The sequence below is a fragment of the Tessaracoccus sp. O5.2 genome, from assembly GCF_964266725.1.
Classification (GTDB): domain Bacteria; phylum Actinomycetota; class Actinomycetes; order Propionibacteriales; family Propionibacteriaceae; genus Arachnia; species Arachnia lapidicapta.
In genome coordinates this window covers 1-25,368 of the sequence record NZ_CAXWGV010000053.1, presented here as the reverse complement: position 1 = coordinate 25,368, position 25,368 = coordinate 1, and the positions used below count along the sequence as shown (strand labels likewise).

Here is a 25,368-nt window from a genome sequence, read left to right as displayed (position 1 = left end):
TAAGCGGTTCGACCCGGTCCGGAGGCCGGAGTAGCCTGTCCGGGTGCCCGGACCCCCCAGCCACAGTGTGCTCGCCCCCTCCCCTCGGCGCTCCAGCCTCGTCCGGCTGCTGCCCTACCTGCGCCCCTACTGGCGGCAGTTCACGCTGGCCCTCGTGCTGGCGCCCATCGGCGTCGCCATGGCGGTGCTCATCCCGCTGTTGCTGGGGCGCATAGTCGACGGGCCCATCGCGGAGCGTGACGCCGGGGGAGTGGCGCTGTTCGCGCTGCTCATCCTGCTGGCGGGCGCCGTCGACGCCGCCATCAACCTGCTGCGCCGCTGGATGATGACGCGGGCCACGTCCGCCCTCGAGGCGGACATCCGGCTCGACCTGTTCGACCAGCTCCAGGCGCTGCCGCTCGGGTTCCACAAGCGGTGGGAGTCCGGCCAGCTGCTGTCGCGCATCATGAGCGACCTGGGCCTGCTGCGGCGGTTCATGTCGTTCGGGCTGCTCATGCTCATCATGAACACCATCCAGATCGTCGTGGTCGTGTCGATCATGGTGGCGATGCACTGGCAGCTCGGTGTCTCCGTGCTGGTCGCGGTGATCCCGGTGGTGGCGGTGACGACCTATCTCGTGCGCCGCTTCGGGATCGTCTCCCGCGACGTGCAGGACCGCACCGGGGACGTCGCCTCCACGGCGGAGGAGGCGCTCCACGGCGTGCGGGTCATCCGCTCGTTCGGTCGCGTGCCCCACGCGTTCCGCGCCTTCGACCGCCGGGCCATGGACCTGCGCGACTCCGGCGTGCAGCGGATGCGGCTCGCGGCGGTGCTGTGGACGCTGCTGGAGGCGTTCCCGTCGGTGCTGCTCGTCGTGGTCCTCGGCGGTGCGGCCGTGGCGGCCGCCGACGGGCTCCTCACGCTGGGCCAGGTCGTCTCCTTCGTCACGCTGCTGCTGTCGCTCGCCTGGCCCGTCGGCTCGCTGGGGTTCCTCCTGAGCTTCATGCGCGAGGCCCAGACGGCCGCCGACCGCGTGTGCGAGGTGTTCGACGCGCCGCTCACAGTCGTGTCGGGCACGAGGCGGATCAGCGACCCCCGCGGCGCCGTGAGCCTGCGGGGAGTCAGCTTCCGCTTCGACGACGCCGCGACCCCGACGCTGACCGACGTCACCCTCGACATCGCCCCGGGCGAGACCGTCGCCCTCGTGGGCGGCACGGGGTCCGGCAAGTCCACCATCGTGTCGCTGATCCCCCGGCTGCAGGACGTGACCGGCGGCGCCGTCCTCATCGACGGGGTGGACGTGCGCGACCTCGATCTCCGGCAGTTGCGCTCCCTCGTCGCGACGGCGTTCGAGGACCCGATCCTGTTCTCGATGTCCGCGCGGGAGAACCTCACCCTCGGCCGGCCCGAGGCGACCGACGAGGACGTCGCCGACGCGCTGCGAGTGGCATCGGCGGAGTTCGTCTACGACCTCCCGTGGGGCCTCGACACCCGCCTGGGCGAGCAGGGCCTCAGCCTCTCCGGCGGCCAGCGGCAGCGCCTGGCGCTGGCGCGCGCCATCCTCGTCCGCCCACGGATCCTCGTCCTCGACGACACCCTCAGCGCGCTGGACATCCACACCGAGGCGGAGGTCGAGGCGGCGCTGAAGTCCACCCTCGTCGGCGTCACGGGCCTCGTGGTGGCCCACCGTGCGTCGACGGTGCTGCTCGCCGACCGCGTCGCCATGCTCGTCGAGGGGCGCATCGCCCACGTCGGGACGCACCAGGAGCTGCTGGCCACGGTCCCGGAATACCGCGAGCTGCTGTCGGCGGACTACAGCATCGAACCCGAACTGGCCGAGGAGGCAGCGCGTTGAGCGACCAGCAGGACACCGCCCTCGAGGACTGGCGGGGCGTCAAGCAGGAGATCACGGAGGAGACCGACTCCACCGTCGCCCTGCGGCCCGCCAGCCGCCGGCTCCTCGCCGAGCTGGTGCGCCCCTACCACCGCTGGGGCATGGTCCTCATCGTCGTCGTCGTGCTCGAGTCGCTGGCGCGGCTGGCGATCCCCGTGCTCGTGCAGCGCGTGCTCGACGACGGCATCCCGGCTCTCACCGGTGGCGACGCGACAACCCTGGTCACGCTCCTCGGCGTGATGGTGGCGGCGATCACCGTGCAGGTCGCCGGCCGCGCGTTCTTTCTGCGCCGTTCCGGGATCATCGGCAACGACCTCCTCCTGACGTTGCGGCGCCGCTTGTACCGCCAGTTCCAGCGGCTCAGCGTGCGCTTCCACGACCGCTACACCTCCGGGCGGGCGGTGTCGCGCATGACCAGCGACGTGGAGGCGGTGCAGGAGCTGGTGCTCCAGGGCCTCGACGTCGTCGTCGCCGCGCTACTGACCATCGTCGGGTCGACGATCATCCTGCTGCTGCTCGACTGGCGGCTCGCGCTCGTGGCCTTCGCGACGTATCCGCTGCTGTGGCTGCTGATGCGGTGGTTCGCCGGCGCCTCGACCCGCGCGTTCCGGCACGTCCGCACGCTGTCGGCCATCGTCATCGTGCAGTTCATCGAGACCATGACCGGCATCAAGGCCGTGCAGGCGTTCCGCCGCGAGCCCCGGTCCCGCGACATCTACGAGGGCGTGGCGCTGCAGTACCGCGACGCCAACACCACCGCCCTGCGCGTGTTCGCGCGGGCCATGCCCGGCATCCAGTTCGTGGGGCATCTGGGCATCGTCGTGGTCGTCACCGCGGGCGGGTTCATGGCACTGTCGGGTGAACTCACGGTCGGCACGCTGGCCGCGTTCGTGTTGTACGTGCGCATGTTCTTCGACCCGATGCAGGACATCGGGCAGTTCATCTCGTCGCTGCAGTCGGCGCTCACCGCGCTCGAGAAGGTGGCCAGCGTCATGGACGAGGAGCCGGACGTCCGGGACCCCGAGCAGCCGGTGCCGCTGCCCGCGGCGCGCGGCGAGGTGACCTTCGACGGCGTCGCGTTCGAGTACGTGCCCGACACCCCCGTCCTGCCGGGCCTGGACCTGCGGATCCCGGCCGGGCAGACCGTCGCCCTGGTGGGGACGACGGGGGCGGGCAAGACCACGATCGCCAAGCTGATCGCCCGCTTCTACGACCCGCAGGAGGGATCGGTCCGGCTCGACGGCGTGGACCTGCGCGACCTCGACGACGCGACCCTGCGGCGGCACGTGACGCTCCTGACGCAGGAGAACTTCATCTTCGCCGGCTCGATCGCGGACAACATCGCCTTCGGGCGCCCCGAGGCGTCGCGGGAGGAGGTCATCGCCGCCGCTCGAGCGGTGGGGGCGCATCCGTTCATCGACGCCATGCCGGCCGGCTACGACACCGACACCGGCAAGCGCGGGTCGCGGTTGTCGGCGGGCCAGCGGCAGCTGGTCGCCTTCGCGCGTGTGGTGCTGGCCGACCCCCGGGTCCTCATCCTGGACGAGGCCACCTCGTCGCTGGACGTGCCCACCGAGCGGGTGGTGCAGCGCGCGCTGTCGACGATCCTGGCGGACCGGACGGCGGTCATCATCGCCCACCGCCTGTCCACCGTCGAGATCGCGGACCGCGTCCTCGTGCTGCAACACGGCCGGGTCGTGGAGGACGGAAGTCCCGCGGATCTCGTGGCGGGGGAGGGTCGCTACGCGGACCTGCACCGCGCCTGGCTGGCCTCGCTGGCCTAGCCGCCAGTTCGCATCCTTGTCGGAAAGCGCCTATAGTTGCGGCTACCGGTACGCAGTTGCCAAGGTCGAAGCGCGCTCAAAACGCGTGTGGACCACGGTCGGTGGGTCCGGTGAAGGGTAGTAGCTCAACTGGCAGAGCAGCGGTCTCCAAAACCGCAGGTTGGGGGTTCGAGTCCCTCCTGCCCTGCTAGGTGGCCGTCACTTCCGGTCGCCTCGCACGCCTGCCACACCCCTGGTGTGGTGAGGCATTTTGTTTGTCGAGCGAAGGGAAGTTCTTCCGTGAGCGACAAGTCGCGCGACGCCGAGCCGGCTGACGCGGTCGCCTCTGACGAAGCCGTGGACCACCTGTCCGTGCCGGACGAGTCGGTGGACGCCGAGTTCGACACCACCCAGACCGAGCCCGACCCGGTCGAGGCCGGCGCCGTTGCGCCCATCACGCGCCGCACCGCCAAGGCCCCGGTCCGCAAGGGCGCCCCCACCCGCCGGCGCAGCGCCGCCCTCGCGGAGGACGAGGACCACTACCGCGCCCACAACCCGGCCGAGTTCGTGCGCCAGTCCGCGGGCGAGCTCAAGAAGGTCGTCTGGCCCACCTGGCCCCAGCTCGTGGTCATGTTCGGCGCCGTCCTCGTCTTCGTGCTCATCATGATCCTCATCGTGGGCCTGCTCGACCTCGGCTTCGGCTGGGCCCTTCTGCAACTCTTCGGGAGCAACGCATGACCGACTCTGAGAACAACGACATCGAATTCGAGATCGACCTGGGTTCCCTCGAGGAGTCCGCCTCCGACGACGTCGAGATCGACCTCGGCGACCTGGGTGAGGACGAGACCGACGCCGACGCCCCGGTGCTGCTGGCCGAGGAGGAGCCCGAGGCCGACGAGTCGGCCTCCGAGCAGGACGACGCCGTGGACGCGGCCCTGGCCGAGCTGCGCGCGGAGCTCGAGTCGAAGTACGGCGAGTGGTACGTCATCCACACGTACTCCGGCATGGAGAACCGCGTCAAGCAGAACGTGGACTCCCGCGCGCAGACCCTCAACATGGAGGACTACATCTTCGAGACGGTCGTCCCCACCGAGGAGGTCGTCGAGATCCGCAACAACGCGCGCAAGACGGTGACGCGCTGCGTGCTGCCCGGCTACGTGCTGGTGCGAATGGAGCTCACCGACGACTCGTGGAGCGTCGTGCGCCAGACCCCGTCGGTCACCGGCTTCGTCGGCCACGGCCAGCAGCCGGTGGCGCTCTCGGTCGACGAGGTCCTCAAGATGCTGACCCCGTCGGTCATCGCCAAGGTGAACCAGGCCCAGGCCGGCGCCGCGGCGGCGCGCCGCAAGAAGGTCGAGGTCGTGGACTTCGAAGTCGGCGACTCGGTCATGATCATCGACGGCCCGTTCACCGGCGTCCACGCGACGATCACCGAGCTCAACCCCAACACGCGGCGGCTCATCGCCCTGGTCGAGATCCTCGGTCGGGAGACCCCCGTCGATCTCGAGTTCAAGCAAGTCGAGAAGGTCGTCTAAGATAGTGCGTTGCGCCCGCACGCGGGCGTTTCCATCCAACAGGTAAAGGACCCATCCATGCCTCCCAAGAAGAAGGTCGCGGCCCTCGTCAAGGTCGCACTGAACGCAGGCTCCGCGACGCCTGCCCCGCCGGTCGGTACCGCCCTCGGCCCGCACGGCGTCAACATCATGGAGTTCGTCAAGGCGTACAACGCCGCGACGGAGTCCCAGCGCGGCAACGTCATCCCCGTCGAGATCACCATCTACGAGGACCGGACGTTCACCTTCATCACGAAGACGCCGCCGGCAGCCGAGCTCATCAAGAAGGCCGCCGGCCTGCAGAGCGGCTCCGCGAACCCGCTGAAGACCAAGGTCGGCAAGCTGACCAAGGATCAGGTCCGCGAGATCGCCACCACCAAGCTGCCCGACCTCAACGCCAACGACGTCGAGGCCGCGATGAAGATCATCGAGGGCACCGCGCGCTCGATGGGCGTCACGGTCGACTGACCACACCGCACACACCTGGCAGGGGAGTGCTCCCCACACCAGACACTGGTGGACCGGCCCACGAGGCCGGCTAACACGAAGGAACCAGCATGAAGCACAGCAAGGCCTACCGCCGCGCCGCCGACAAGCGCGACGAGTCGCAGGCATACAGCCCCGAAGAGGCGCTCCGCCTCATCAAGGAGATGGCGTCGGCGAAGTTCGACGAGACCATCGACGTCGCCGTCCGTCTGGGCGTCGACCCCCGTAAGGCGGACCAGATGGTCCGTGGCACGGTCAACCTCCCCCACGGCACTGGCAAGACGGCACGGGTCCTCGTCTTCGCCGGTGGCGACAAGGCGGAGGCGGCCCGCGCCGCGGGCGCCGACGAGGTCGGCACCGATGAGCTGATCGAGAAGGTGGCCGGCGGCTACCTGGACTTCGACGCCGTCGTGGCCACCCCCGACCTCATGGGCAAGGTCGGCCGCCTCGGCCGCGTCCTCGGCCCGCGTGGCCTGATGCCGAACCCCAAGACCGGCACCGTGACGATGGACGTGGCGAAGGCCGTGTCCGACATCAAGGGCGGCAAGATCGAGTTCCGCGTCGACCGGCACGCCAACCTGCAGTTCATCATCGGCAAGGCGTCGTTCGGCGAGCAGCAGCTCACCGACAACTACTTCGCGGTGCTCGAGGAGATCCTGCGTCTCAAGCCGTCGGCCTCCAAGGGCCGGTACCTGCGCAAGATCGCGGTCTCGGCCACCATGAGCCCCAGCGTGCTCGTGGACGTCACCGTGACCAAGCCGGCCGAGGCCTGACAGCCCGGTTCATACCGTCCGACGGGGCGGGCACCTGCGGGTGCCCGCCCCGTCGTCGTTCCCGGCGCCCGCCGTCGGTGCGAGGATGGGAGCATGGCCACCGTCGCCCTCACCCGCCGCGGCACCACCGCGATCCTGACCCTCGACAACCCCGGCAAGCGCAACGCCATGACCGATCCGATGTGGCGGCAGATTCCCGCGTACCTGCGGAGCCTCGACGCCGAGCCCGAGGTGACCGCCGTGATCCTCACGGGCGCCGACGGGGTCTTCTGTGCCGGCTCGGACATCCACAGCCTCGACGAACTGCACCACGCGGAGGGGCCCGTCAACGCCGAACACGCGCTCTCCCGCAGCCCCAAGCCCGTCCTCGCCGCGATCGAGGGCCCGTGCATCGGTGGAGGCCTGGAGCTGGCGGTGGCCTGCGACGTCCGCGTCGCCGGTGCGTCCGCCATCTTCTCCGTGCCGCCCGCGACGCTCGGCATCGTCTACCCCGTGTCGGCGACCCAGCGCATGATCCACCTGATGGGGCCCGCCGTGACGAAGGAGATGCTCTTCACCGCCGTCCGGCTCGACGCCCAGCGCGCCCTGCGCGTGGGGCTCGTCAACCGGGTCGTCGACGAGGGGAGCGCCCTCGACGAGGCCCTGGCCATGGCCGAGCGCATGGCCGCCCTCTCCCAGCTGACCCTGCGCGCGTCGAAGGAGATCGTCGACGCGCTGGTCGCGCACGACCTGGACGCCGAGTCCGCGATCTCCTGGGTGCAGCGCGCCAACGCCTCGCCCGACCTGGTGGAGGGCGTCGCCGCCTTCCGAGAGCGGCGGCCCCCACGCTTCACCTGGCGCCCCGAGTGAGCCCGACAGCGCCACGGCGCGCGTGCCCACCGCCTAGGGTGGTCCGATGACGAGAGGAGACGTCCATGAGCACGGTCGCCACGGGCAGTGACGCCACCGGCCCGCTCGAGCTGGTCCTGGTGCGGCATGCGGAGAGCCTGGGCAATGTCGCGGACCGGGAGGCGCTGGCCGCCAAGGCGCACCGCCTCGATCTGGCTGACAGCGACGAGCAGGTCGGCCTCTCGCCGGAGGGTGAGCGGCAGGCCGCCGCTCTCGGCGACCACGTAGCGGGGTTGGCGGACCACCGGCGGCCCACGGTGGTGGTCTCGTCGCCCTACCGGCGGGCCCGCGACACCGCGGCCTCCGCTCTGGCCGCCGTCGGGGTCGAGGTCCTGTTGGACGAGCGCGTCCGCGAGCGGGAGCTCGGCATCCTCGACGGCATGACCTGGTACGGCATTCAGGCCGAGCATCCGGGGGAGTCGGAGCGGCGGGCGCGGTTGGGCAAGTTCTACTACCGGCCGCCGGGCGGCGAGTCCTGGGCGGACGTGGTGCTGCGGGTGCGCAGCCTGCTGGTCGAACTGCAGGCGCGCTACGCCGGCGAGCGGGTCTGGGTGTTCAGCCACGAGGCGGTGATCCTCGCGTTCCGTTATGTGCTCGAGGGCCTCGACGCGGCGTCGGTGCTGGCCCTGCAGAAGTCGGAGCCGATCGCGAACTGCTCCATGACGCGCTACCGCGACCAGGACGGGGCGTTGCGCCTCGTGGCGCGCGACGACGTCAGCGGCATCCAGGGCGCCGCCGAAGTGACCCGCGAGCCCGCCCACACCGGGGAGGGGACGGGGGGCGCGGGATGAGCGCGGCCGACTCCGCGACCGTCGTCACGACGGCGGTGCTGCGGGACTGGCCCCTGCCGTCTCCGGAGGGCAACAAGGAGGCCCGCGGACGGGCCCTCCTCATCGGTGGAAGCGTGCCCAACCCCGGCGGCATGGTGCTGGCGGCCCGAGCCGCCATGCGGGCCGGGGCAGGAAAGACCCAACTCGTGGTCCCGGAGCCGGTGGCCGTGGCGATGGCCGTCGGCATGCCGGAGTCGCTCGTGCGTGGCGCCGCGTGCACGACGGCGGGCGATCTCACTCCGGTGGCGGCGGTCGCGGTCGGCGACTACGCCCCGGAGGCGGACGCGGTGTTGGTCGGTCCCGGGATGCTCGACGTCGCCGCGGCGACGGGTCTGCTGGGCGCCGTCGCGGGACAGCTCCGTGGGACCGTCGTGCTCGACGCGCTGGCCCTGGCCTGGCTGACGGAGGACCTCGATCGCGGCAGGCCGTTCAAGTCGCTGATCCTCTCGCCGAACCTCCGGGAGCTCGCCCTGACCCTCGGGGAGGACGAGGACCGGGTGCGCGCCGACCAGGCTGGCGCCGTCCTGCGCCTCGCCGCAGCGACCGGGGCCGTCGTCAGCTCCGGGGCCGCCAGCACGTTTGTCGGGACCCCCGATGGTGACCTCTGGCGTAGCGACGAGGGCAACCCGGGCCTCGGCGTCGCGGGCTCCGGTGACGTGAAGGCGGGCATCACGGTCGGGCTCTGCGCGCGTGGCGCCCAGCCGGCCCAGGCCGCGGTGTGGGCCGCCTACCTGCACGGCATGGTGGGGGGCCGGCTCGCTTCCCGGTTCGGACCGACCGGCTATCTCGCAGGTGAACTTCCCGCGGAGATCCCTCAGGCGTTGCTGGAGATCGGCTGACCGATAGTTCATCACCGCAACTAAACTTCGCGAAACCCGTTGACACCCCATCATCCGCGACACCCTCGACGTGCCGGTCGGCGTCGCCATCGACCAGCGCGAGACGAGCGGCGCGGCGGCAGACCTCCTCACCACGCACTTCGACCGGATCACGCCCGAGAACCACATGAAGCCCGAGGCCTAGTACGACGCCGGGGCGTGGTGCGCCTCGTGGCCGCCGAGTCGGCCACCGGGCCCGCCGGGTGTGTCGTCGGTCGCCCCGCTGACCAGGGCAGGCCCGACCATGCGGGACAGCCCGGCGGACGCCCGGACGCGCCCGGCCGGGTCGGCGTGACCGGGCCGACTGCGTCGCACCCGGTCGCTGACGGGTCCATCGACGACGCCGGCCGCCCCTCGAGGAGGGACGGCCGGCGTTCGTCTGGGGCGAGGTCAGAGGACCTTGGCGAAGAAGTCCCGGGTCCGCTGCTGCTGCGGCGCGTCGATGACCTCCCCGGGCGTGCCCCGCTCGACGACGACCCCGTCGTCCATGAACACCACCTGGTCCGCGACCTCGCGCGCGAACCCCACCTCGTGCGTGACGACGATCATCGTCATGCCGCTGGCGGCGAGCTCCTGCATGACGCCCAGCACCTCGCCGACGAGCTCCGGGTCGAGCGCCGAGGTGGGCTCGTCGAACAGCATCAGTTCTGGTTCCATGGCGAGCGCGCGCGCGATGGCGACGCGCTGCTGCTGCCCGCCCGACAGCTGTGCGGGGTAGTGGTCGGCCCGGTCGGAGAGCCCCACGCGGGCCAGCTGGTCGCGGGCGACGCGCTCGGCGTCCGCCTTCGGCACCCGCCGCACCTGCCGCGGCGCCTCCATGACGTTCTCCAGGGCCGTCATGTGCGGGAAGAGGTTGAAGCGCTGGAACACCATGCCGATCTTGGCCCGCTGCCGGGCGATCTCCTGGTCGTTCAGCCGGTGGAGCCGGCCGCCGACCTCGCGCAGCCCCATCAGCTCCCCGTCGACGTACATGCGGCCGGCGCTGATCTGCTCCAGCTCGTTGATGCATCGGATCAGCGTCGACTTGCCCGACCCGGAGGGGCCGAGGATGACGCAGACCTCCCCGCGCCCGACGGTGAGGTCCACGCCCTTGAGGACGTGGAGGTCACCGAAGAACTTGTGGACGCCCTTGGCCTCGACCATCGCCGTCACGGGGTCACCTCCAGGTTGGGGTCGGCGTGCACGGTCCCGGCCGCCAGAATCGCCTGCTGGCGCTTAGACATCCCCTTCGGGGGACGCCCCCCGCCGCCGGTGGTCTGGTCGGTGTCGAATCCGCGACCGTAGTAGGCCTCGAGGTGGTGCTGCCCGACCATGAGGATGCTCGTGACGACCAGGTAGTAGATGGCGGCGACGATGAGCAGCGGCACGGGGAGGAAGATCTTGTTACCGATGGCGTTGGTCACGAACGTCAGCTCCAGGCTGAATGGCACGGCGAGCACCAGCGACGTCGTCTTGAGCATGGAGATGGTCTCGTTGCCCGTCGGGGGCACGATGACCCGCATCGCCTGCGGGATGACGATGCGGCGCAGCGTCGTGCCGCGGCGCATGCCCAGGGCGGTGGCCGCCTCCCACTGGCCCTTGTCCACCGAGTTGAGCCCGGAGCGGACGATCTCGGACAGGTAGGCGCCCTCATTGAGCCCCAGGCCCAGCACCGCCGCCACGCCGGCGTTGATGACGTCCTGCGTCGAGAACTCCAGCCACTCGGGTCCGAACGGGATCCCCAGGCTGAGGCGCGGGTAGAGGACCGGCAGCAGCCCCCAGAACACCAGCTGGGTGTAGACGGGGGTGCCGCGGAAGAACCAGATGTAGGCCCACGCGATGCCGCGGAGGATGGGGTTGGTGCCCATCCGCATGATGGCGGTGGTCACGGCCAGCGTGATCCCCAGCGCCATGGCCCCGACGGTGAGCAGGAGCGTCCAGCCGAGGCCGGAGATGATCCGCGGATCGAGCAGGTGCTGCGCGACGACGTCCCAGCGATAGTTGGGGTTGGTCAGCAGGCCGTGCACGAGCATGGCCACCAGCACGAGGACGATGCCCGCCCAGAGCCACAGGCTGGGCCTGGGGACGGGGCGGGCGCGGATCAGCTCCGGCGTCGGCTGACGCATGATCAGGCCTGCGGGAACAGCTCGGCGGTCTCGAGGCCGGCCTCGGACACGCCCCAGCTGTCGAGGATCGCGGCCCACGTGCCGTCGTCCATGAGCTGCTGGACGGCCCGCTGGATCGCCTCGGCCAGCTCGGCGTCGTCCTGAGCGACGACGATGCCCTGCGGGGCGGCGTCGCGGACGCCGCCGACGACCTCGAGCTGGTCGTTGGTGAGGGCGACGGAGTAGGAGGCCACCGTTGAGTCGGCGTAGAAGGCCTTGACCTTGCCGCCGACGAGGTTCGTGGTGACGTCGGACTGCTTCGCGTAGGAGAGCACCTCGATGGGCTCCTCGCCGGCGTCGGTGCACTCGGCGCTGAACGCGGCGAGCTCCTCCTCCTGCCAGGTGCCCGTCTGCACGCCGATGGTCTCGCCGCACAGGCTCTCCGGATCGAAGCCCTCCGGGTTGCCCTTCTTCACGGCGAAGCTCGAGCCCACCGTGATGTAGGAGATCATCGTGTAGTTGGCGGTGCGCTCGTCGGTGATGGTGAACGACGAGATGCCGATGTCGTACTTCGACCCGATGCCGGGCAGCAGGGACGCGAACTCGCCGTCGACGACCTCGGTCTCCACGCCGAGCACCTTGCCGATCGCCTTGCCCAGGTCCACGTCGTAGCCGATGGCGGTGGTGAGGTCGTCGGCGCGGAACTCGGCCGGCGCGTAGTCGGTGGCTGCGCCGATGGTCAGCATGCCGTCGTCGGCGATCTCCTGCGGGAGGAGAGCGGCGATCTCGTCGACCTTCTCGACGCCCGAGACGTCGTAGGTGCGGTCGGTCGCGTCCGTGGCGCCCGACTCTGAGGGGGTGGTGGTCGACGGGGCGCTGCAGGCGCTCACGGCGAGGGTGGCCAGGAGGCCGGCGGCCAGGATGCGGCGCATGGGGGTCCTTCCGAGATCCAACGTAAGTGTCAAGGTCTGACAGATTAATGCACCGGCCCCCGCCGCCCGCGATCGGGACCGCCGCGGGCCCCCGCCCGGTGCGGACCGCCCGCGATTTGGGGCCGCCGGCGCCGACGGGTATAGTCGGCCCAGCCGAAGACCGCAGGTGGCTTCCCAGCCATAACGCCGCATGGCACCCGCGCAGGTGAACGTGAGTAGTCCCCATGTGGGTCGCCCCGCGCCGCCGGCGTCGGGGCGTTTTTTGCGTCGGTGGTCCGCGGCCCTCGAACCGCCCACCCGGCCGGGTCGAGGATGAAGAGACCGGAAGGAGACCACATGGCGAGGCCGGACAAGGCTGCCAAGGTCGCGGCGCTGAAGGATGCCTTCAGCAACTCCGCGGCGGCAGTGCTGACCGAGTACCGCGGTCTCACCGTCAAGGATCTGAAGGACCTCCGTCGATCCCTGGGTGAGAACGCCACCTACGCCGTTGCGAAGAACACCCTTGCGGCGATCGCGGCCAAGGACGCCGGTATCGAGGGGATCGAGGATTCCCTGACCGGCCCGACGGCCATCGCGTTCGTCAGCGGTGATGTCGCTGCCGCCACCAAGGGGCTGCGTGACTTCGCAAAGGCCAATCCGTCCCTGGCAATCAAGGGTGGCGTCCTCGAGGGCAAGTTCCTCGACGCCCAGGCTGTCCTCAAGCTCGCCGACCTCGAGTCGCGCGAGGTCCTGCTGGCCAAGATGGCCGGCGCGATGCAGGCCAACCTGGCGAAGGCCGCCTACATGCTGGCCGCCCCGCTGTCGCAGGGTGCCCGCCTGTTCGGCGCTCTGCAGACCGCTGCCGAGGCCAACCCCTCCCTCATCGCTGGCGCGGGTTCCGCGCCTGCGGCCGAGGCCACGGACGAGACCCCCGCCGCCGAGGCGGCACCCGAAGCAGCAGACGCTGCGGAGTGATCCGTTGCAGCGCCCGCTGCGATCACACTTTCAACGAAAGGAACGCCCATCATGGCGAAGCTCACCAACGACGAGCTCCTTGACGCCTTCAAGGAGATGACCCTGATCGAGCTCTCCGAGTTCGTCAAGCTCTTCGAGGACACCTTCGGTGTCACCGCTGCCGCTCCGGTCGCGGTCGCCGCGGCCGCCCCGGCCGCCGGTGGCGACGATGCCGGCGCCGCTGAGGAAGCCGGCTCCGACAAGGTCGACGTCATCCTGACCTCCGGTGGCGACAAGAAGATCGCCGTCATCAAGGAGGTGCGCGCCCTGACCTCGCTCGGCCTCAAGGAGGCCAAGGACCTCGTCGAGGGCGCCCCGAAGCCGGTGCTCGAGCAGGTCGACAAGGAGACCGCCGCCAAGGCGAAGGAGGCCCTCGAGGCCGCCGGCGGCTCCGTCGAGCTCAAGTGACCTGACGGACTCACGTCCACGGATGGCCCGCTCCCTTCGGGGGGCGGGCCATCGTCGTGTCCGGGTCGCGTGATCCGGCGATTCCGGGTTGCAGCGGTGCGCCCGGGCGCTATCATCGAGGCGTTGGTCGACGGAGACCAGATGCCACCGCAGGGCCCGGCCGGCCTGCGGTAGTTGCTGTCCTGCCAGGGTTGCCCTATAGTGGTTGTTTGCCCAGCTATGCGTTGCGCCCGTGATTTGACACGGGAACGTCGCCGTGCACGGAAAACTGCTTCAAGCGTTCTTGGAAGGACCGTATCTTGGCCGCCTCGCGCTCTGCGTTGAAGAACACCAATGTCGTCTCATCCACCGGCCGAATCTCCTTCGCGAAGATTCATGAGCCTCTCGAGGTGCCCAACCTCCTGGATCTGCAGATCGACTCCTACAACTGGCTGATCGGTAACGAGACGTGGATGCGGAAGGTCGAGGAGCAGTTGGCCGCCGGCCGCACCGACGTCAACACCCGGTCCGGGCTTGAGGAGATCTTTGAGGAGATCTCGCCCATCGAGGACTTCAACGAGACCATGTCGCTGTCGTTCCGCGACCACCGCTTCGAGAGTCCCAAGTGGACGATCGAGGAGTGCAAGGACCGCGACGTCACCTATGCCGCCCCGCTCTTCGTCACCGCCGAGTTCGTCAACAACGACACCGGTGAGATCAAGAGCCAGACCGTGTTCATCGGCGACTTCCCGCTGATGACCGAGCGCGGCACGTTCATCATCAACGGCACGGAGCGCGTCGTCGTGTCGCAGCTCGTGCGTTCGCCCGGCGTCTACTTCGAGCAGACGGCCGACAAGACCTCCGACAAGGACATCTTCTCCGCGAAGTTCATCCCGTCGCGCGGCGCATGGCTGGAGTTCGAGATCGACAAGCGCGACATGGTCTTCGTCCGCCTCGATCGCAAGCGCAAGCAGAACGTCACCGTGCTGCTCAAGGCGCTGGGCTGGTCCGAGGACCGGATCCTCGAGGAGTTCGGCGAGTTCGAGTCCATGCGCCTGACGCTGGAGAAGGACACCGTCAAGACGCAGGACGAGGCCCTGCTCGACATCTACCGCAAGCTGCGCCCGGGCGAACCGCCGGCCCGCGACGCGGCGCAGGCGCTGTTGGAGAACTACTACTTCAACCCCAAGCGCTACGACCTGGCCAAGGTCGGTCGCTACAAGATCAACAAGAAGCTCGGCCTCGACCTGCCGTTCGACAAGCAGGTCCTCACCAACGACGACATCGCGGCGGCCATCCGCTACGTGGCGTCGCTGCACGAGCGCCGCGAGATGCTCGCGGACATCCCCGTCGAGGCCGATGACATCGACCACTTCGGGAACCGTCGCCTCCGCACGGTCGGTGAGCTGATCCAGAACCAGCTGCGCACCGGCCTGGGCCGCATGGAGCGCGTCGTCCGCGACCGCATGACGACGCAGGACATCGAGGCCATCACGCCGCAGACCCTGATCAACATCCGCCCGGTGACCGCGGCGCTGAAGGAGTTCTTCGGCACCTCGCAGCTGTCCCAGTTCATGGACCAGAACAACCCGCTGGCCGGCCTGACCCACAAGCGTCGCCTGTCGGCGCTGGGCCCCGGTGGTCTGTCCCGTGACCGCGCCGGCATGGAGGTCCGAGACGTCCACCCGTCGCACTACGGCCGCATGTGCCCCATCGAGACCCCTGAAGGCCCGAACATCGGCCTCATCGGCTCGCTGGCGTCGTTCGCGCGCGTCAACGCGTTCGGGTTCATCGAGACGCCTTACCGCAAGGTCGTCGACGGCATGGTCACCGACCAGATCGACTATCTCACAGCCGATGAGGAGGACCGCTACGCGATCGCGCAGGCCAACGCCGCCGTCGATCAGGGCGGACGCCTCACGGAGGACCGGGTGCTGGTCCGGATCAAGCACGGTGACGTCGACACCATCCCGGCGGCCGACGTCGAGTACATGGACGTGTCGCCGCGCCAGATGGTGTCGGTGGCCACCGCGCTGATCCCGTTCCTCGAGCACGACGACGCGTCGCGAGCCCTCATGGGCGCCAACATGCAGCGCCAGGCTGTCCCGCTGCTCCGCAGCGAGGCCCCGTTCGTCGGCACCGGCATGGAGTACCGCGCGGCCGTCGACGTCGGCGACGTCACGCTGGCCAAGAAGCCGGGCGTGGTGACGTCCGTGACCGCGGACATCATCGAGATCGCCAACGACGACGCCACGTACCAGTCCTACAAGCTGGACAAGTTCGTGCGCTCCAACGCCGGCACGTGCATCAACCAGCGCCCGCTGGTCGCCCCCGGTGACCGGGTCGAGGTCGGCACCCCGCTGGCCGACGGCCCGTGCACGGACCAGGGCGAGCTCGCGCTCGGCAAGAACCTGCTCGTGGCGTTCATGCCGTGGGAGGGCCTCAACTACGAGGACGCCATCATCCTGTCGCAGCGCATCGTCCAGGACGATGTGCTCACCTCGATCCACATCGAGGAGCACGAGGTGGACGCCCGCGACACCAAGCTGGGCGCGGAGGAGATCACGCGCGAGATCCCCAACGTCTCGGACGAGATGCTGGCGGACCTGGACGAGCGCGGCATCGTCCGCATCGGTGCCGAGGTCTCGGCCGGTGACATCCTCGTCGGCAAGGTCACGCCCAAGGGCGAGACCGAGCTGACCCCCGAGGAGCGCCTGCTGCGCGCCATCTTCGGCGAGAAGGCCCGCGAGGTCCGCGACACCTCCCTCAAGGTGCCGCACGGCGAGTCTGGCACCGTCATCGGCGTCCGCGTGTTCAACCGCGAGGACGACGACGAGCTGCCGCCCGGCGTGAACCAGCTGGTTCGGGTCCACGTCGCGCAGAAGCGCAAGATCTCCGACGGCGACAAGCTCGCCGGCCGCCACGGCAACAAGGGCGTCATCTCGAAGATCCTGCCGGTGGAGGACATGCCGTTCCTCGAGGACGGCACCCCCGTCGACATCGTGCTCAACCCGCTCGGCGTGCCGTCGCGGATGAACGTCGGCCAGGTGCTGGAGAACCACCTCGGGTGGATCGCCAAGACCGGCTGGGACGTCAGCGGCGTCGAAGAGGCATGGGCCGAGCGCCTGCGCGAGGTCGGCCTCGGCCGCATGGACGGCGACGCGAAGGTGGCGACCCCCGTCTTCGACGGTGCCACCGAGGCGGAGATCAGCGGTCTGCTGGCGAACTCGCTGACGACGCGTGACGGCGTGCGCCTGATCGACGAGGGCGGCAAGGCCCGGCTCTTCGACGGCCGCTCCGGCGAGCCGTACCCGGAGAAGATCGGCGTCGGCTACATGTACATGCTGAAGCTGCACCACCTCGTCGACGACAAGATCCACGCCCGTTCGACCGGCCCGTACTCGATGATCACCCAGCAGCCGCTGGGCGGTAAGGCGCAGTTCGGTGGCCAGCGCTTCGGTGAGATGGAGGTGTGGGCCCTGGAGGCGTACGGCGCGGCTTGGGCGCTGCAGGAGCTCCTGACCATCAAGTCGGACGACGTCCCCGGCCGCGTCAAGGTCTACGAGGCCATCGTCAAGGGCGAGAACATCCCCGAACCGGGCATCCCCGAGTCGTTCAAGGTGCTCGTCAAGGAGATGAAGTCGCTGTGCCTGAACGTCGAGGTGCTTTCCGATGACGGCCGGGTCATCGACCTGCGCGAGTCCGAGGACGACATCCGCTCCGCGGAGGACTTCGGCATCGACCTCGGTCGGCGCCCCGGCAGCGACCACTTCCTGGACGTCGGAGAGATGTAGTCCCGCGGGGGCCCCGCTCAGCGGGGCCCCACGGGACTCGCTCCGCCCGCACAACTCAATGGCGAGGAGACGGTGACCTCGGTCACGGTTGATTCCCAGCCATTCCCGGTGATGGATTTTCAGGCGCCTACGGCCAATCAGTAGGGGAAAGAAAGAGAAGCAACGTGCTGGACGTGAACTTCTACGACGAGCTTCGGATCGGTCTTGCGAACGCGGACCAGATCCGCGAGTGGTCGCACGGCGAGGTCAAGAAGCCGGAGACCATCAACTACCGCACGCTCAAGCCCGAGCGCGACGGCCTCTTCTGCGAGAAGATCTTCGGTCCCACCCGGGACTGGGAGTGCTACTGCGGCAAGTACAAGCGGGTCCGGTTCAAGGGCATCATCTGCGAGCGCTGTGGCGTCGAGGTGACGCGGTCCAACGTGCGCCGTGAGCGCATGGGTCACATCGAGCTCGCCGCCCCCGTGACGCACATCTGGTACTTCAAGGGCGTCCCCAGCCGTCTCGGCTACCTGCTCGACATCGCGCCGAAGGACCTCGAGAAGGTCATCTACTTCGCCGCGCACATGATCACGTCCGTGGACGAGGAGGGTCGCCACCGCGACTTGTCCTCGCTGCAGGCCAAGGTCGAGGTGGAGATCAAGCAGGTCGCCGACCGCCGCGACGCCGACATCGAGGCGCGCATGCGCAAGCTCGAGGAGGACCTCGCGCAGCTCGAGGAGGAGGGCGCGAAGGCCGACATCAAGCGCAAGGTCCGCGAGGCCGCCGAGAAGGAGGCCGGGCTCATCCGGACCCGGGCCCAGCGCCAGCTGGACCGCATCGACGAGGTCTGGCAGCGGTTCAAGTCCCTCAAGGTCCAGGACCTCGAGGGCGACGAGACGCTGTACCGCGAGATGAAGAAGCGCTTCGGCAAGTACTTCGAGGGCTCGATGGGCGCCGAGGCGATCCAGAAGCGCCTGCAGTCCTTCGATCTGGCCGCCGAGTCGGACAAGCTGCGCGAGATCATCGCCACCGGCAAGGGCCAGCGCAAGACGCGCGCCCTCAAGCGGCTCAAGGTCGTCGCGGCGTTCCGGGCGGGGGAGAACCACCCCTCCGCCATGGTGCTCGACGCCGTCCCGGTCATCCCGCCGGACCTGCGCCCCATGGTGCAGCTCGACGGTGGCCGGTTCGCGACCTCGGACCTCAACGACCTGTACCGGCGCGTCATCAACCGCAACAACCGCCTCAAGCGACTGCTGGATCTGGGCGCGCCCGAGATCATCGTCAACAACGAGAAGCGGATGCTGCAGGAAGCCGTGGACTCGCTGTTCGACAACGGCCGCCGCGGTCGCCCCGTCACGGGGCCGGGCAACCGTCCGCTCAAGTCGATCTCCGACATGCTCAAGGGCAAGCAGGGTCGGTTCCGCCAGAACCTGCTCGGCAAGCGCGTCGACTACTCGGGCCGTTCGGTCATCGTCGTCGGCCCGCAGCTGAAGCTGCACCAGTGCGGCCTGCCGAAGGCCATGGCGCTCGAGCTGTTCAAGCCGTTCGTCATGAAGCGCCTCGACGACCTCAACCACGCCCAGAACATCAAGGCCGCCAAGCGCATGGTCGAGCGCCAGCGCCCGGTCGTGTGGGACGTGCTGGAAGAGGTCATCGCCGAGCACCCCGTGCTGCTCAACCGTGCACCCACGCTGCACCGCCTCGGCATCCAGGCCTTCGAGCCGCAGCTCATCGAGGGCAAGGCCATCCAGATCCATCCGCTCGTGTGCACCGCGTTCAACGCGGACTTCGACGGTGACCAGATGGCCGTGCACCTCCCGCTGTCCGCCGAGGCGCAGGCCGAGGCACGCATCCTGATGCTGTCGACGAACAACATCCTCAAGCCGGCCGACGGCCGTCCCGTGACCATGCCCACGCAGGACATGATCATCGGTCACTACTTCCTCACGCAGCAGCGCTCCGGCGCCGGTGAGGGCCGGGTGTTCTCGTCGCTGGCGGAGGCCATCATGGCGTTCGACCGCGGTGATCTGGCCATCGGTGCGCCGATCCGGATCCGGCTGACCGACGTGATCGTCGACGGCGCCGAACCGCGCGCCGACGGGTCCGTGCTGGTCGAGACCACGCTGGGCCGGGCGCTGTTCAACGAGGCGCTGCCGGACGACTTCGGCTACGTCAACACCGTCGTCGGCAAGAAGGTCCTGGGCCAGATCGTCAACGACCTGGCGGAGCGTTACCCGAAGGTCGTCGTCGCGAACGCGCTGGACAACCTCAAGGACATGGGCTTCAAGTGGGCGTCGCGCTCCGGCGTGACCGTGTCCATCTCGGACGTCCAGACGCCGCCGCAGAAGGCCCAGATCCTCGAGGGCTACGAGGCGCGCGCGTCGAAGATCGACAAGCTCTACGAGCGGGGCACCGTGACGGAGGACGAGCGCCGCCAGGAGCTCATCGCCATCTGGACCGACGCCACCGCGGAGCTGACCGAGGCCATGAAGAACAACTTCACGGCCGACAACCCGATCTTCATGATGGTCGACTCCGGGGCACGAGGAAACATGACGCAGATGCGTCAGATCGCCGCCATGCGTGGCCTCGTGGCCAACCCGAAGGGCGACATCATCGCGCGCCCCATCAAGTCGAACTTCCGCGAGGGCCTGTCGGTGCTGGAGTACTTCATCTCCACGCACGGTGGCCGTAAGGGGCAGGCCGACACCGCTCTGCGCACCGCCGACTCCGGCTACCTCACGCGCCGACTCGTCGACGTGTCGCAGGACGTCATCATCCGCGAGGAGGACTGTGGCACCGAGCGCGGCCTGACCAAGGTCATCGCGAAGTGGACGAAGTCCGCCTCCGACGAGACCGGCAAGCCGGCCGTCGTGGCCGCCGAGCCGTTCGAGGACGGCGCCCGCGTCGACATCACGCCCGACGTCGAGACCTCCGTGTACGCGCGGTCGCTCGCCGTGGATGTGGCCGACGCCCAGGGCACCGTGCTGGTCGAGGCCGGCACCGATCTGGGTGACGCCGAGATCCGCCGCCTCGTCGAGGCCGGGATCACCGAGGTGAAGGTGCGCTCCGTCCTGACCTGTGAGTCGGCGTTCGGCACGTGCGCCATGTGCTACGGCCGCTCGCTGGCCTCCGGCAAGACGGTGGACGTCGGCGAGGCCGTCGGCATCGTCGCGGCCCAGTCCATCGGCGAGCCCGGCACGCAGCTGACGATGCGTACCTTCCACACCGGTGGTGTGGCCGGCGACGACATCACGCAGGGTCTGCCGCGTGTCACCGAGCTCTTCGAGGCGCGTCAGCCCAAGGGCAAGGCGCCGATCGCCGAGGCCGACGGTGTCATCCGCATCGAGGACGGGGACCGCAGCCGCAAGCTCGTGCTCGTCCGCGACGACGGTGGCGAGGACCTCGAGTACCCGGTGGCGCGTCGTGCGCGACTGGAGTTCGAGGACCACCACGGCCAGCGCATCCACATCGAGGACGGCGTGCGCGTCAGCATCGGTCAGCAGCTGACCGCCGGCCAGGTCGACCCGCAGGACGTCCTGCGTGTCCGCGGCCTGCGGAAGGTCCAGGAGCACCTCGTGGAGGAGGTCCAGCGCGTGTACCGCACGCAGGGCGCCCCGATCCACGACAAGCACATTGAGATCATCATCCGCCAGATGCTGCGACGGGTCACCGTCATCGACTCGGGCGACACCTCGATGATGCCGGGTGAGCTCGTGGACCGCGCGTCCTACGAGGCTGCCAACCGCAAGGCCCTGACCGAGGGCGGCAAGCCTGCGGAGGGCCGCCCGGTCCTCATGGGCATCACCAAGGCGTCGCTGGCGACGGAGTCGTGGCTGTCGGCCGCCTCCTTCCAGGAGACGACCAAGGTGCTCACCGACGCCGCCATCCAGGGCAAGAGCGATTCGCTCCTCGGCCTCAAGGAGAACGTCATCCTCGGCAAGCTCATCCCGGCGGGTACCGGTCTCGACCGCTACCGCAACATCCGGGTGGAGCCGACGGAGGAGGCCCGCGCCAGCGCCTACACGATGAGCTACGACCCGTACGACTACTCGTTCGGTTCGGATGTGGTCGGCCCCGCCGTCCCGCTCGACGAGATGGACTTCGGCGAACTCCGCTGACGGTAGCGATCCCGCCGGGGGTCCGGGGCTCACGCCTCGGACCCCCGGCCGCTTTTGACCCTACGGCGCCCCTGGAGTAACCTTGTCGGGCGTGCCCGTGATCGGGCTACTTGTGCGTGCCCTGGCATGAAGATCGCTCTTGACGTTGCGGAGAGCGTCGTGCGGAGTTCGCACGGCAGTGATCCAGACCACAGCCACCCGGGAAACGGTGACCTCGGGGTGGGACGGAGAAGCTGCGCCAGGGAAGACAAACGTACACAGACAACGAAGAAAGTGATACCACCAGGTGCCAACTATTCAGCAGCTGGTCCGTAAGGGCCGCACCGACAAAGTCTCGAAGAACAAGACGCCCGCGCTCAAGGGTTCGCCCCAGCGCCGGGGGGTGTGCACGCGTGTGTACACCACCACGCCGAAGAAGCCGAACTCCGCGCTCCGTAAGGTCGCGCGTGTGCGTCTGAGCTCCGGCATCGAAGTCACCGCCTACATCCCGGGCGTCGGCCACAACCTGCAGGAGCACTCGATGGTGCTCGTCCGCGGCGGTCGTGTGAAGGACCTCCCCGGTGTCCGGTACAAGATCATCCGCGGCGCGCTCGACACCCAGGGTGTCAAGAACCGCAAGCAGGCCCGCAGCCGCTACGGCGCGAAGAAGGAGAAGTAATGCCTCGCAAGGGTCCCGCCCCGAAGCGCCCGGTCCTCGTCGACCCGGTGTACGGCTCGCCGCTGGTGTCCCAGCTCGTGAGCAAGATCCTGCTCGACGGCAAGAAGACCGTCGCGCAGAGCATCGTCTACAACGCCCTCGAGGGCACCCGCACCAAGACCGGAACCGACCCGGTGCAGACCCTCAAGCGCGCGCTGGACAACGTCAAGCCGTCGATCGAGGTCAAGTCCCGCCGCGTCGGTGGCGCCACCTACCAGGTGCCCATCGAGGTCAAGCCCGCTCGTCAGAACACGCTGGCCATGCGCTGGCTCGTCAGCTTCGCCCGCGCCCGCCGCGAGAAGACGATGACCGAGCGCCTCATGAACGAGATCCTCGACGCCTCCAACGGCCTGGGCGCTTCCGTGAAGCGTCGCGAGGACACGCACAAGATGGCCGAGGCGAACCGCGCCTTCGCGCATTACCGCTGGTGATCCGACGCCCCCGTGCCGTGCGGCCGGGGGCGCTCACCTGCTCAACTTCATGTTCTATTCCCGAAGGGCTGCATAGTGACCGACCTGTCCAAGGTTCGCAACATCGGCATCATGGCGCACATCGACGCCGGCAAGACCACCACCACCGAGCGCATCCTGTTCTACACCGGTAAGACCTACAAGATCGGTGAGGTCCACGAGGGCGCCGCCACCATGGACTGGATGGAGCAGGAGCAGGAGCGCGGCATCACCATCACGTCGGCCGCGACGACCTGTTTCTGGAAGAACCACCAGATCAACATCATCGACACGCCGGGCCACGTCGACTTCACCGTCGAGGTGGAGCGTTCGCTGCGCGTCCTCGACGGCGCCGTGGCGGTGTTCGACGGTGTGGCCGGCGTCGAGCCGCAGTCCATGACGGTGTGGCGTCAGGCGACGAAGTACAACGTCCCGCGCATCTGCTACATCAACAAGCTCGACCGCACGGGCGCGTCGTTCGACCACTGTGTCAAGACCATCCGCGAGCGCCTCAACACCGACCCGGTCCTGCTCCAGCTCCCGATCGGTGCCGAGTCGAACTTCATCGGCGTCGTCGACCTCGTCGAGATGCGCGCCCTGACCTGGCGCGGCGAGACCAAGATGGGTGAGGACTACACCGTCGAGGAGATCCCCGCCGAGCTCAAGGACGCCGCTGAGGCCGCGCACGCCACGCTGATCGAGCGGGCCGCGGACGTCGACGACGAGATCATGGAGATGTACCTCGAGGGCGAGGAGCCCTCGGTGGAGCAGGTCAAGGCCGCGATCCGCAAGGGCGTCATCACCAACACGTTCACCGCGGTCGTCTGCGGCACCTCGTTCAAGAACAAGGGTGTGCAGCCCCTCCTGGACGCGGTCATCGCGTACCTGCCCTCGCCGATGGACGTCCCCGCCATCAGCGGCTTCAAGCCCACCGACGAGTCGGTCGTGCTGGAGCGGCACCCCTCGGACGACGAGCCGCTGGCTGCGCTGGCGTTCAAGATCGCCGCGGATCCGCACCTCGGCAAGCTCATCTTCGTGCGCGTCTATTCCGGCGTCCTGCACTCCGGCTCGCAGGTCCTCAACGCGACCAAGGGCAAGAAGGAGCGGATCGGCAAGATCTACCAGATGCACGCCAACAAGCGTGAGGAGATCGACTCGATCGGCGCCGGCATGATCTGCGCCGTCATGGGCCTCAAGGACACGGGCACCGGCGAGACGCTGTGCGACCCGTCGAACCCGATCGTGCTGGAGTCGATGACCTTCCCCAACCCGGTCATCGAGCAGGCCATCGAGCCGAAGACCAAGTCCGACCAGGAGAAGCTGTCCAACGCGATCCAGCGCCTCGCGGAGGAGGACCCCACCTTCCGCGTCCACACGGACGAGGAGACTGGTCAGACGATCATCGCCGGCATGGGCGAGCTGCACCTCGACGTCCTCATCGACCGCATGCGGCGTGAATTCAAGGTCGAGGCGAACATCGGCAAGCCGCAGGTGGCCTACCGCGAGACCCTGCGCCGCAAGGTGGAGAAGGTCGAGTACACGCACAAGAAGCAGACCGGTGGTTCCGGCCAGTTCGCGCGCGTCATCATCGACCTCGAGCCGACCGAACCGGGTTCGGGGTACGAGTTCGTCAACGCCGTCACCGGCGGCCGCATCCCCCGCGAGTACATCCCCGCGGTCGACGCGGGCGTCAAGGAGGCCCTGCAGTTCGGCGTCCTCGCCGGCTACCCGGTCGACAACATCAAGGTGACGCTGACCGACGGCGCTTACCACGACGTCGACTCCTCGGAGCTCGCGTTCAAGCTGGCCGGCGCCCAGGCGTTCAAGGAGGCGGCCCGCAAGGCGGACCCCGCGATCCTGGAGCCGATGATGGCCGTCGAAGTCACGACCCCCGAGGATTACCTCGGCACCGTGATCGGCGACCTCAACGCCCGCCGCGGCCACGTCCAGTCGATGGACGAGCAGCACGGCAACCGCATCGTGCGGGCGCTCGTGCCGCTGTCGGAGATGTTCGGCTACGTCGGCGACCTTCGGTCGAAGACGTCGGGCCAGGCGTCGTACTCCATGGAGTTCGACTCCTACGCCGAGACGCCGCGCAACATCGCCGAGGAGATCGTCGCCAAGGCACGCGGCGGCCAGTGAGCCACCGCTGATGTGACACACCCGCGAGGGCCGGCCGGACACCCGGCCGGCCCTCGCGCGTCGAACCCGGCGACACGGTTTGACTGCCGTGCCGCACCCGATACGATCCTGTTGCCTCATGTCAAGATGCCCGCTTGGTTTGAGTCGTTGACTCATCTGGGTTTGCCCGCTTCGGATCGCTGATTTTCCGGCGGGAGAGGTAGACGTGGTTGGTCTTCGCGCGGCGTTGGACGGCGCCCCGGCGGCGGGCGAGTTCGAGCAGGTTGCCTTGGATGTCGGCGATGCGGTGTTTGAGGTTTTCGACGTCTGTGTCGCGGTGGAGGGTGTCGAGGTGGCGTGCGTCGTGGTCGTCGACGAGGTCGCTGTAGTGGGTGAGTAGGCGGTGCATGGGGGTGGCTGCGGTGTCGTGGCGTTTCTGGACGCGGGCGCCGGTGCGGGTCTTCGAGATGAGTCGTTGCTGGGGTAGGAACAGGTTGGTCTGGATCGAGACCAAGGGCCAGAGTTGGTTGAGCAGGTCCAGCTCGCGGGGGGTGTCGTAGCGGTAGTAACCGACGTTGCGGCGCACGATGGACCAGTTCTTCTGTTCGACGTGGGCTTGGTCGTTGGAGTGGCTGGCCCGGCCGCGGGAGAAGCTGATCTGGTTGCTGGTGGTCCAGCGCAGTAGGTGGTGGTTGATGAACTCCGAGCCGTTGTCGGAGTGGATGCCGGCGATATGGAAGGGGAACCGGAGGCGTAGTTGTTCG

At 68.8% G+C, this 25,368-nt stretch carries 20 protein-coding genes, 1 tRNA gene and 1 pseudogene; 18 read left to right on the top strand and 4 right to left on the bottom strand.

The window, feature by feature from the left end; genetic code table 11:
• The first annotated feature begins 43 nt into the window (after nt 1–43).
• The 11 genes from ACFQPD_RS12705 to ACFQPD_RS12655 all read left to right on the top strand — a co-directional run bounded on the left by ACFQPD_RS12705 (nt 44) and on the right by ACFQPD_RS12655 (nt 9,189).
• On the top strand, nt 44–1,834 hold the full coding sequence (locus ACFQPD_RS12705; protein WP_385901104.1) for an ABC transporter ATP-binding protein: 1,791 nt from the start codon (nt 44–46) through the stop codon (nt 1,832–1,834).
• The gene (locus ACFQPD_RS12700) at nt 1,831–3,657 is read left to right on the top strand and encodes an ABC transporter ATP-binding protein (protein ID WP_385901103.1); all 1,827 of its coding nucleotides are present in this window, start codon (nt 1,831–1,833) and stop codon (nt 3,655–3,657) included. The genes ACFQPD_RS12705 and ACFQPD_RS12700 overlap by 4 nt, the downstream gene beginning before the upstream one ends.
• 114 nt (nt 3,658–3,771) lie before the next feature.
• A tRNA-Trp gene (locus ACFQPD_RS12695) sits at nt 3,772–3,844 on the top strand.
• A 92-nt stretch (nt 3,845–3,936) separates the two neighbouring features.
• Entirely contained in the window at nt 3,937–4,374 is a 438-nt protein-coding gene (gene secE, locus ACFQPD_RS12690) for a preprotein translocase subunit SecE (protein ID WP_385901101.1), read from the top strand.
• Nucleotides 4,371–5,171 (top strand): transcription termination/antitermination protein NusG, encoded by an 801-nt coding sequence (gene nusG / locus ACFQPD_RS12685; protein WP_068752601.1) that lies wholly within the window; start codon nt 4,371–4,373, stop codon nt 5,169–5,171. The genes secE and nusG overlap by 4 nt, the downstream gene beginning before the upstream one ends.
• Nucleotides 5,172–5,228: 57 nt before the next feature.
• Complete coding sequence (gene rplK / locus ACFQPD_RS12680; RefSeq protein WP_068752600.1) at nt 5,229–5,657, top strand: 50S ribosomal protein L11; 429 nt, start codon at nt 5,229–5,231, stop codon at nt 5,655–5,657.
• Nucleotides 5,658–5,746: 89 nt separating this feature from the next.
• Complete coding sequence (gene rplA, locus ACFQPD_RS12675) at nt 5,747–6,448, top strand: 50S ribosomal protein L1 (RefSeq protein ID WP_385901100.1); 702 nt, start codon at nt 5,747–5,749, stop codon at nt 6,446–6,448.
• Between the two features lie 93 nt (nt 6,449–6,541).
• Nucleotides 6,542–7,297, top strand: a complete 756-nt coding sequence (locus ACFQPD_RS12670) for an enoyl-CoA hydratase/isomerase family protein (RefSeq protein ID WP_385901098.1) — start codon at nt 6,542–6,544, stop codon at nt 7,295–7,297.
• Nucleotides 7,298–7,362: 65 nt separating this feature from the next.
• Nucleotides 7,363–8,127, top strand: a complete 765-nt coding sequence (locus tag ACFQPD_RS12665) for a histidine phosphatase family protein (protein ID WP_385901097.1) — start codon at nt 7,363–7,365, stop codon at nt 8,125–8,127.
• The gene (locus tag ACFQPD_RS12660) at nt 8,124–9,005 is read left to right on the top strand and encodes an NAD(P)H-hydrate dehydratase (protein ID WP_385901096.1); all 882 of its coding nucleotides are present in this window, start codon (nt 8,124–8,126) and stop codon (nt 9,003–9,005) included. The genes ACFQPD_RS12665 and ACFQPD_RS12660 overlap by 4 nt, the downstream gene beginning before the upstream one ends.
• A gap of 70 nt (nt 9,006–9,075) precedes the next feature.
• Nucleotides 9,076–9,189, top strand: coding sequence for an endo-1,4-beta-xylanase (locus ACFQPD_RS12655; protein WP_385901095.1), 114 nt, complete (start codon nt 9,076–9,078; stop codon nt 9,187–9,189).
• 245 nt (nt 9,190–9,434) lie between these two features.
• Here the strand turns inward: ACFQPD_RS12655 and ACFQPD_RS12650 are convergent, their stop codons facing one another.
• The 3 genes from ACFQPD_RS12650 to ACFQPD_RS12640 are packed head-to-tail and all read right to left on the bottom strand — an operon-like array spanning nt 9,435 to nt 12,060.
• Nucleotides 9,435–10,187: an amino acid ABC transporter ATP-binding protein gene (locus ACFQPD_RS12650; protein WP_385901230.1), complete on the bottom strand. Its 753-nt coding sequence runs from the start codon at nt 10,185–10,187 to the stop codon at nt 9,435–9,437.
• Between the two features lie 5 nt (nt 10,188–10,192).
• Nucleotides 10,193–11,149: an amino acid ABC transporter permease gene (locus tag ACFQPD_RS12645; protein ID WP_385901094.1), complete on the bottom strand. Its 957-nt coding sequence runs from the start codon at nt 11,147–11,149 to the stop codon at nt 10,193–10,195.
• 2 nt (nt 11,150–11,151) lie between these two features.
• A complete protein-coding gene (locus tag ACFQPD_RS12640; protein ID WP_385901092.1) occupies nt 11,152–12,060 on the bottom strand; it encodes an ABC transporter substrate-binding protein in 909 nt (302 codons plus the stop codon).
• Between the two features lie 336 nt (nt 12,061–12,396).
• Between ACFQPD_RS12640 and rplJ the strand changes: the two genes are divergently transcribed.
• From rplJ to fusA, 7 genes are all read left to right on the top strand, one after another.
• Complete coding sequence (gene rplJ, locus ACFQPD_RS12635) at nt 12,397–13,014, top strand: 50S ribosomal protein L10 (protein ID WP_068749503.1); 618 nt, start codon at nt 12,397–12,399, stop codon at nt 13,012–13,014.
• 51 nt (nt 13,015–13,065) lie between these two features.
• Nucleotides 13,066–13,461, top strand: coding sequence for a 50S ribosomal protein L7/L12 (gene rplL, locus ACFQPD_RS12630; protein ID WP_385901091.1), 396 nt, complete (start codon nt 13,066–13,068; stop codon nt 13,459–13,461).
• Between the two features lie 299 nt (nt 13,462–13,760).
• Nucleotides 13,761–17,234 (top strand): DNA-directed RNA polymerase subunit beta, encoded by a 3,474-nt coding sequence (rpoB, locus tag ACFQPD_RS12625; protein WP_385901090.1) that lies wholly within the window; start codon nt 13,761–13,763, stop codon nt 17,232–17,234.
• Nucleotides 17,235–17,398: 164 nt separating this feature from the next.
• Nucleotides 17,399–21,337, top strand: a complete 3,939-nt coding sequence (gene rpoC, locus ACFQPD_RS12620; RefSeq protein ID WP_385901088.1) for a DNA-directed RNA polymerase subunit beta' — start codon at nt 17,399–17,401, stop codon at nt 21,335–21,337.
• 286 nt (nt 21,338–21,623) lie between these two features.
• Nucleotides 21,624–21,995 carry a 30S ribosomal protein S12 gene (rpsL, locus tag ACFQPD_RS12615; RefSeq protein WP_068749499.1) on the top strand — a complete coding sequence of 124 codons (372 nt, stop codon included), beginning with the start codon at nt 21,624–21,626 and terminating at the stop codon, nt 21,993–21,995.
• Nucleotides 21,995–22,465: a 30S ribosomal protein S7 gene (gene rpsG, locus ACFQPD_RS12610; RefSeq protein WP_068749498.1), complete on the top strand. Its 471-nt coding sequence runs from the start codon at nt 21,995–21,997 to the stop codon at nt 22,463–22,465. Before rpsL ends, rpsG begins: the two co-directional genes overlap by 1 nt.
• A gap of 72 nt (nt 22,466–22,537) precedes the next feature.
• Nucleotides 22,538–24,625, top strand: a complete 2,088-nt coding sequence (gene fusA, locus ACFQPD_RS12605) for an elongation factor G (protein WP_385901229.1) — start codon at nt 22,538–22,540, stop codon at nt 24,623–24,625.
• A gap of 121 nt (nt 24,626–24,746) precedes the next feature.
• Here fusA and ACFQPD_RS12600 read toward each other — a convergent pair.
• Nucleotides 24,747–25,368, bottom strand: a pseudogene (locus ACFQPD_RS12600) (hypothetical protein); the annotation flags it as partial.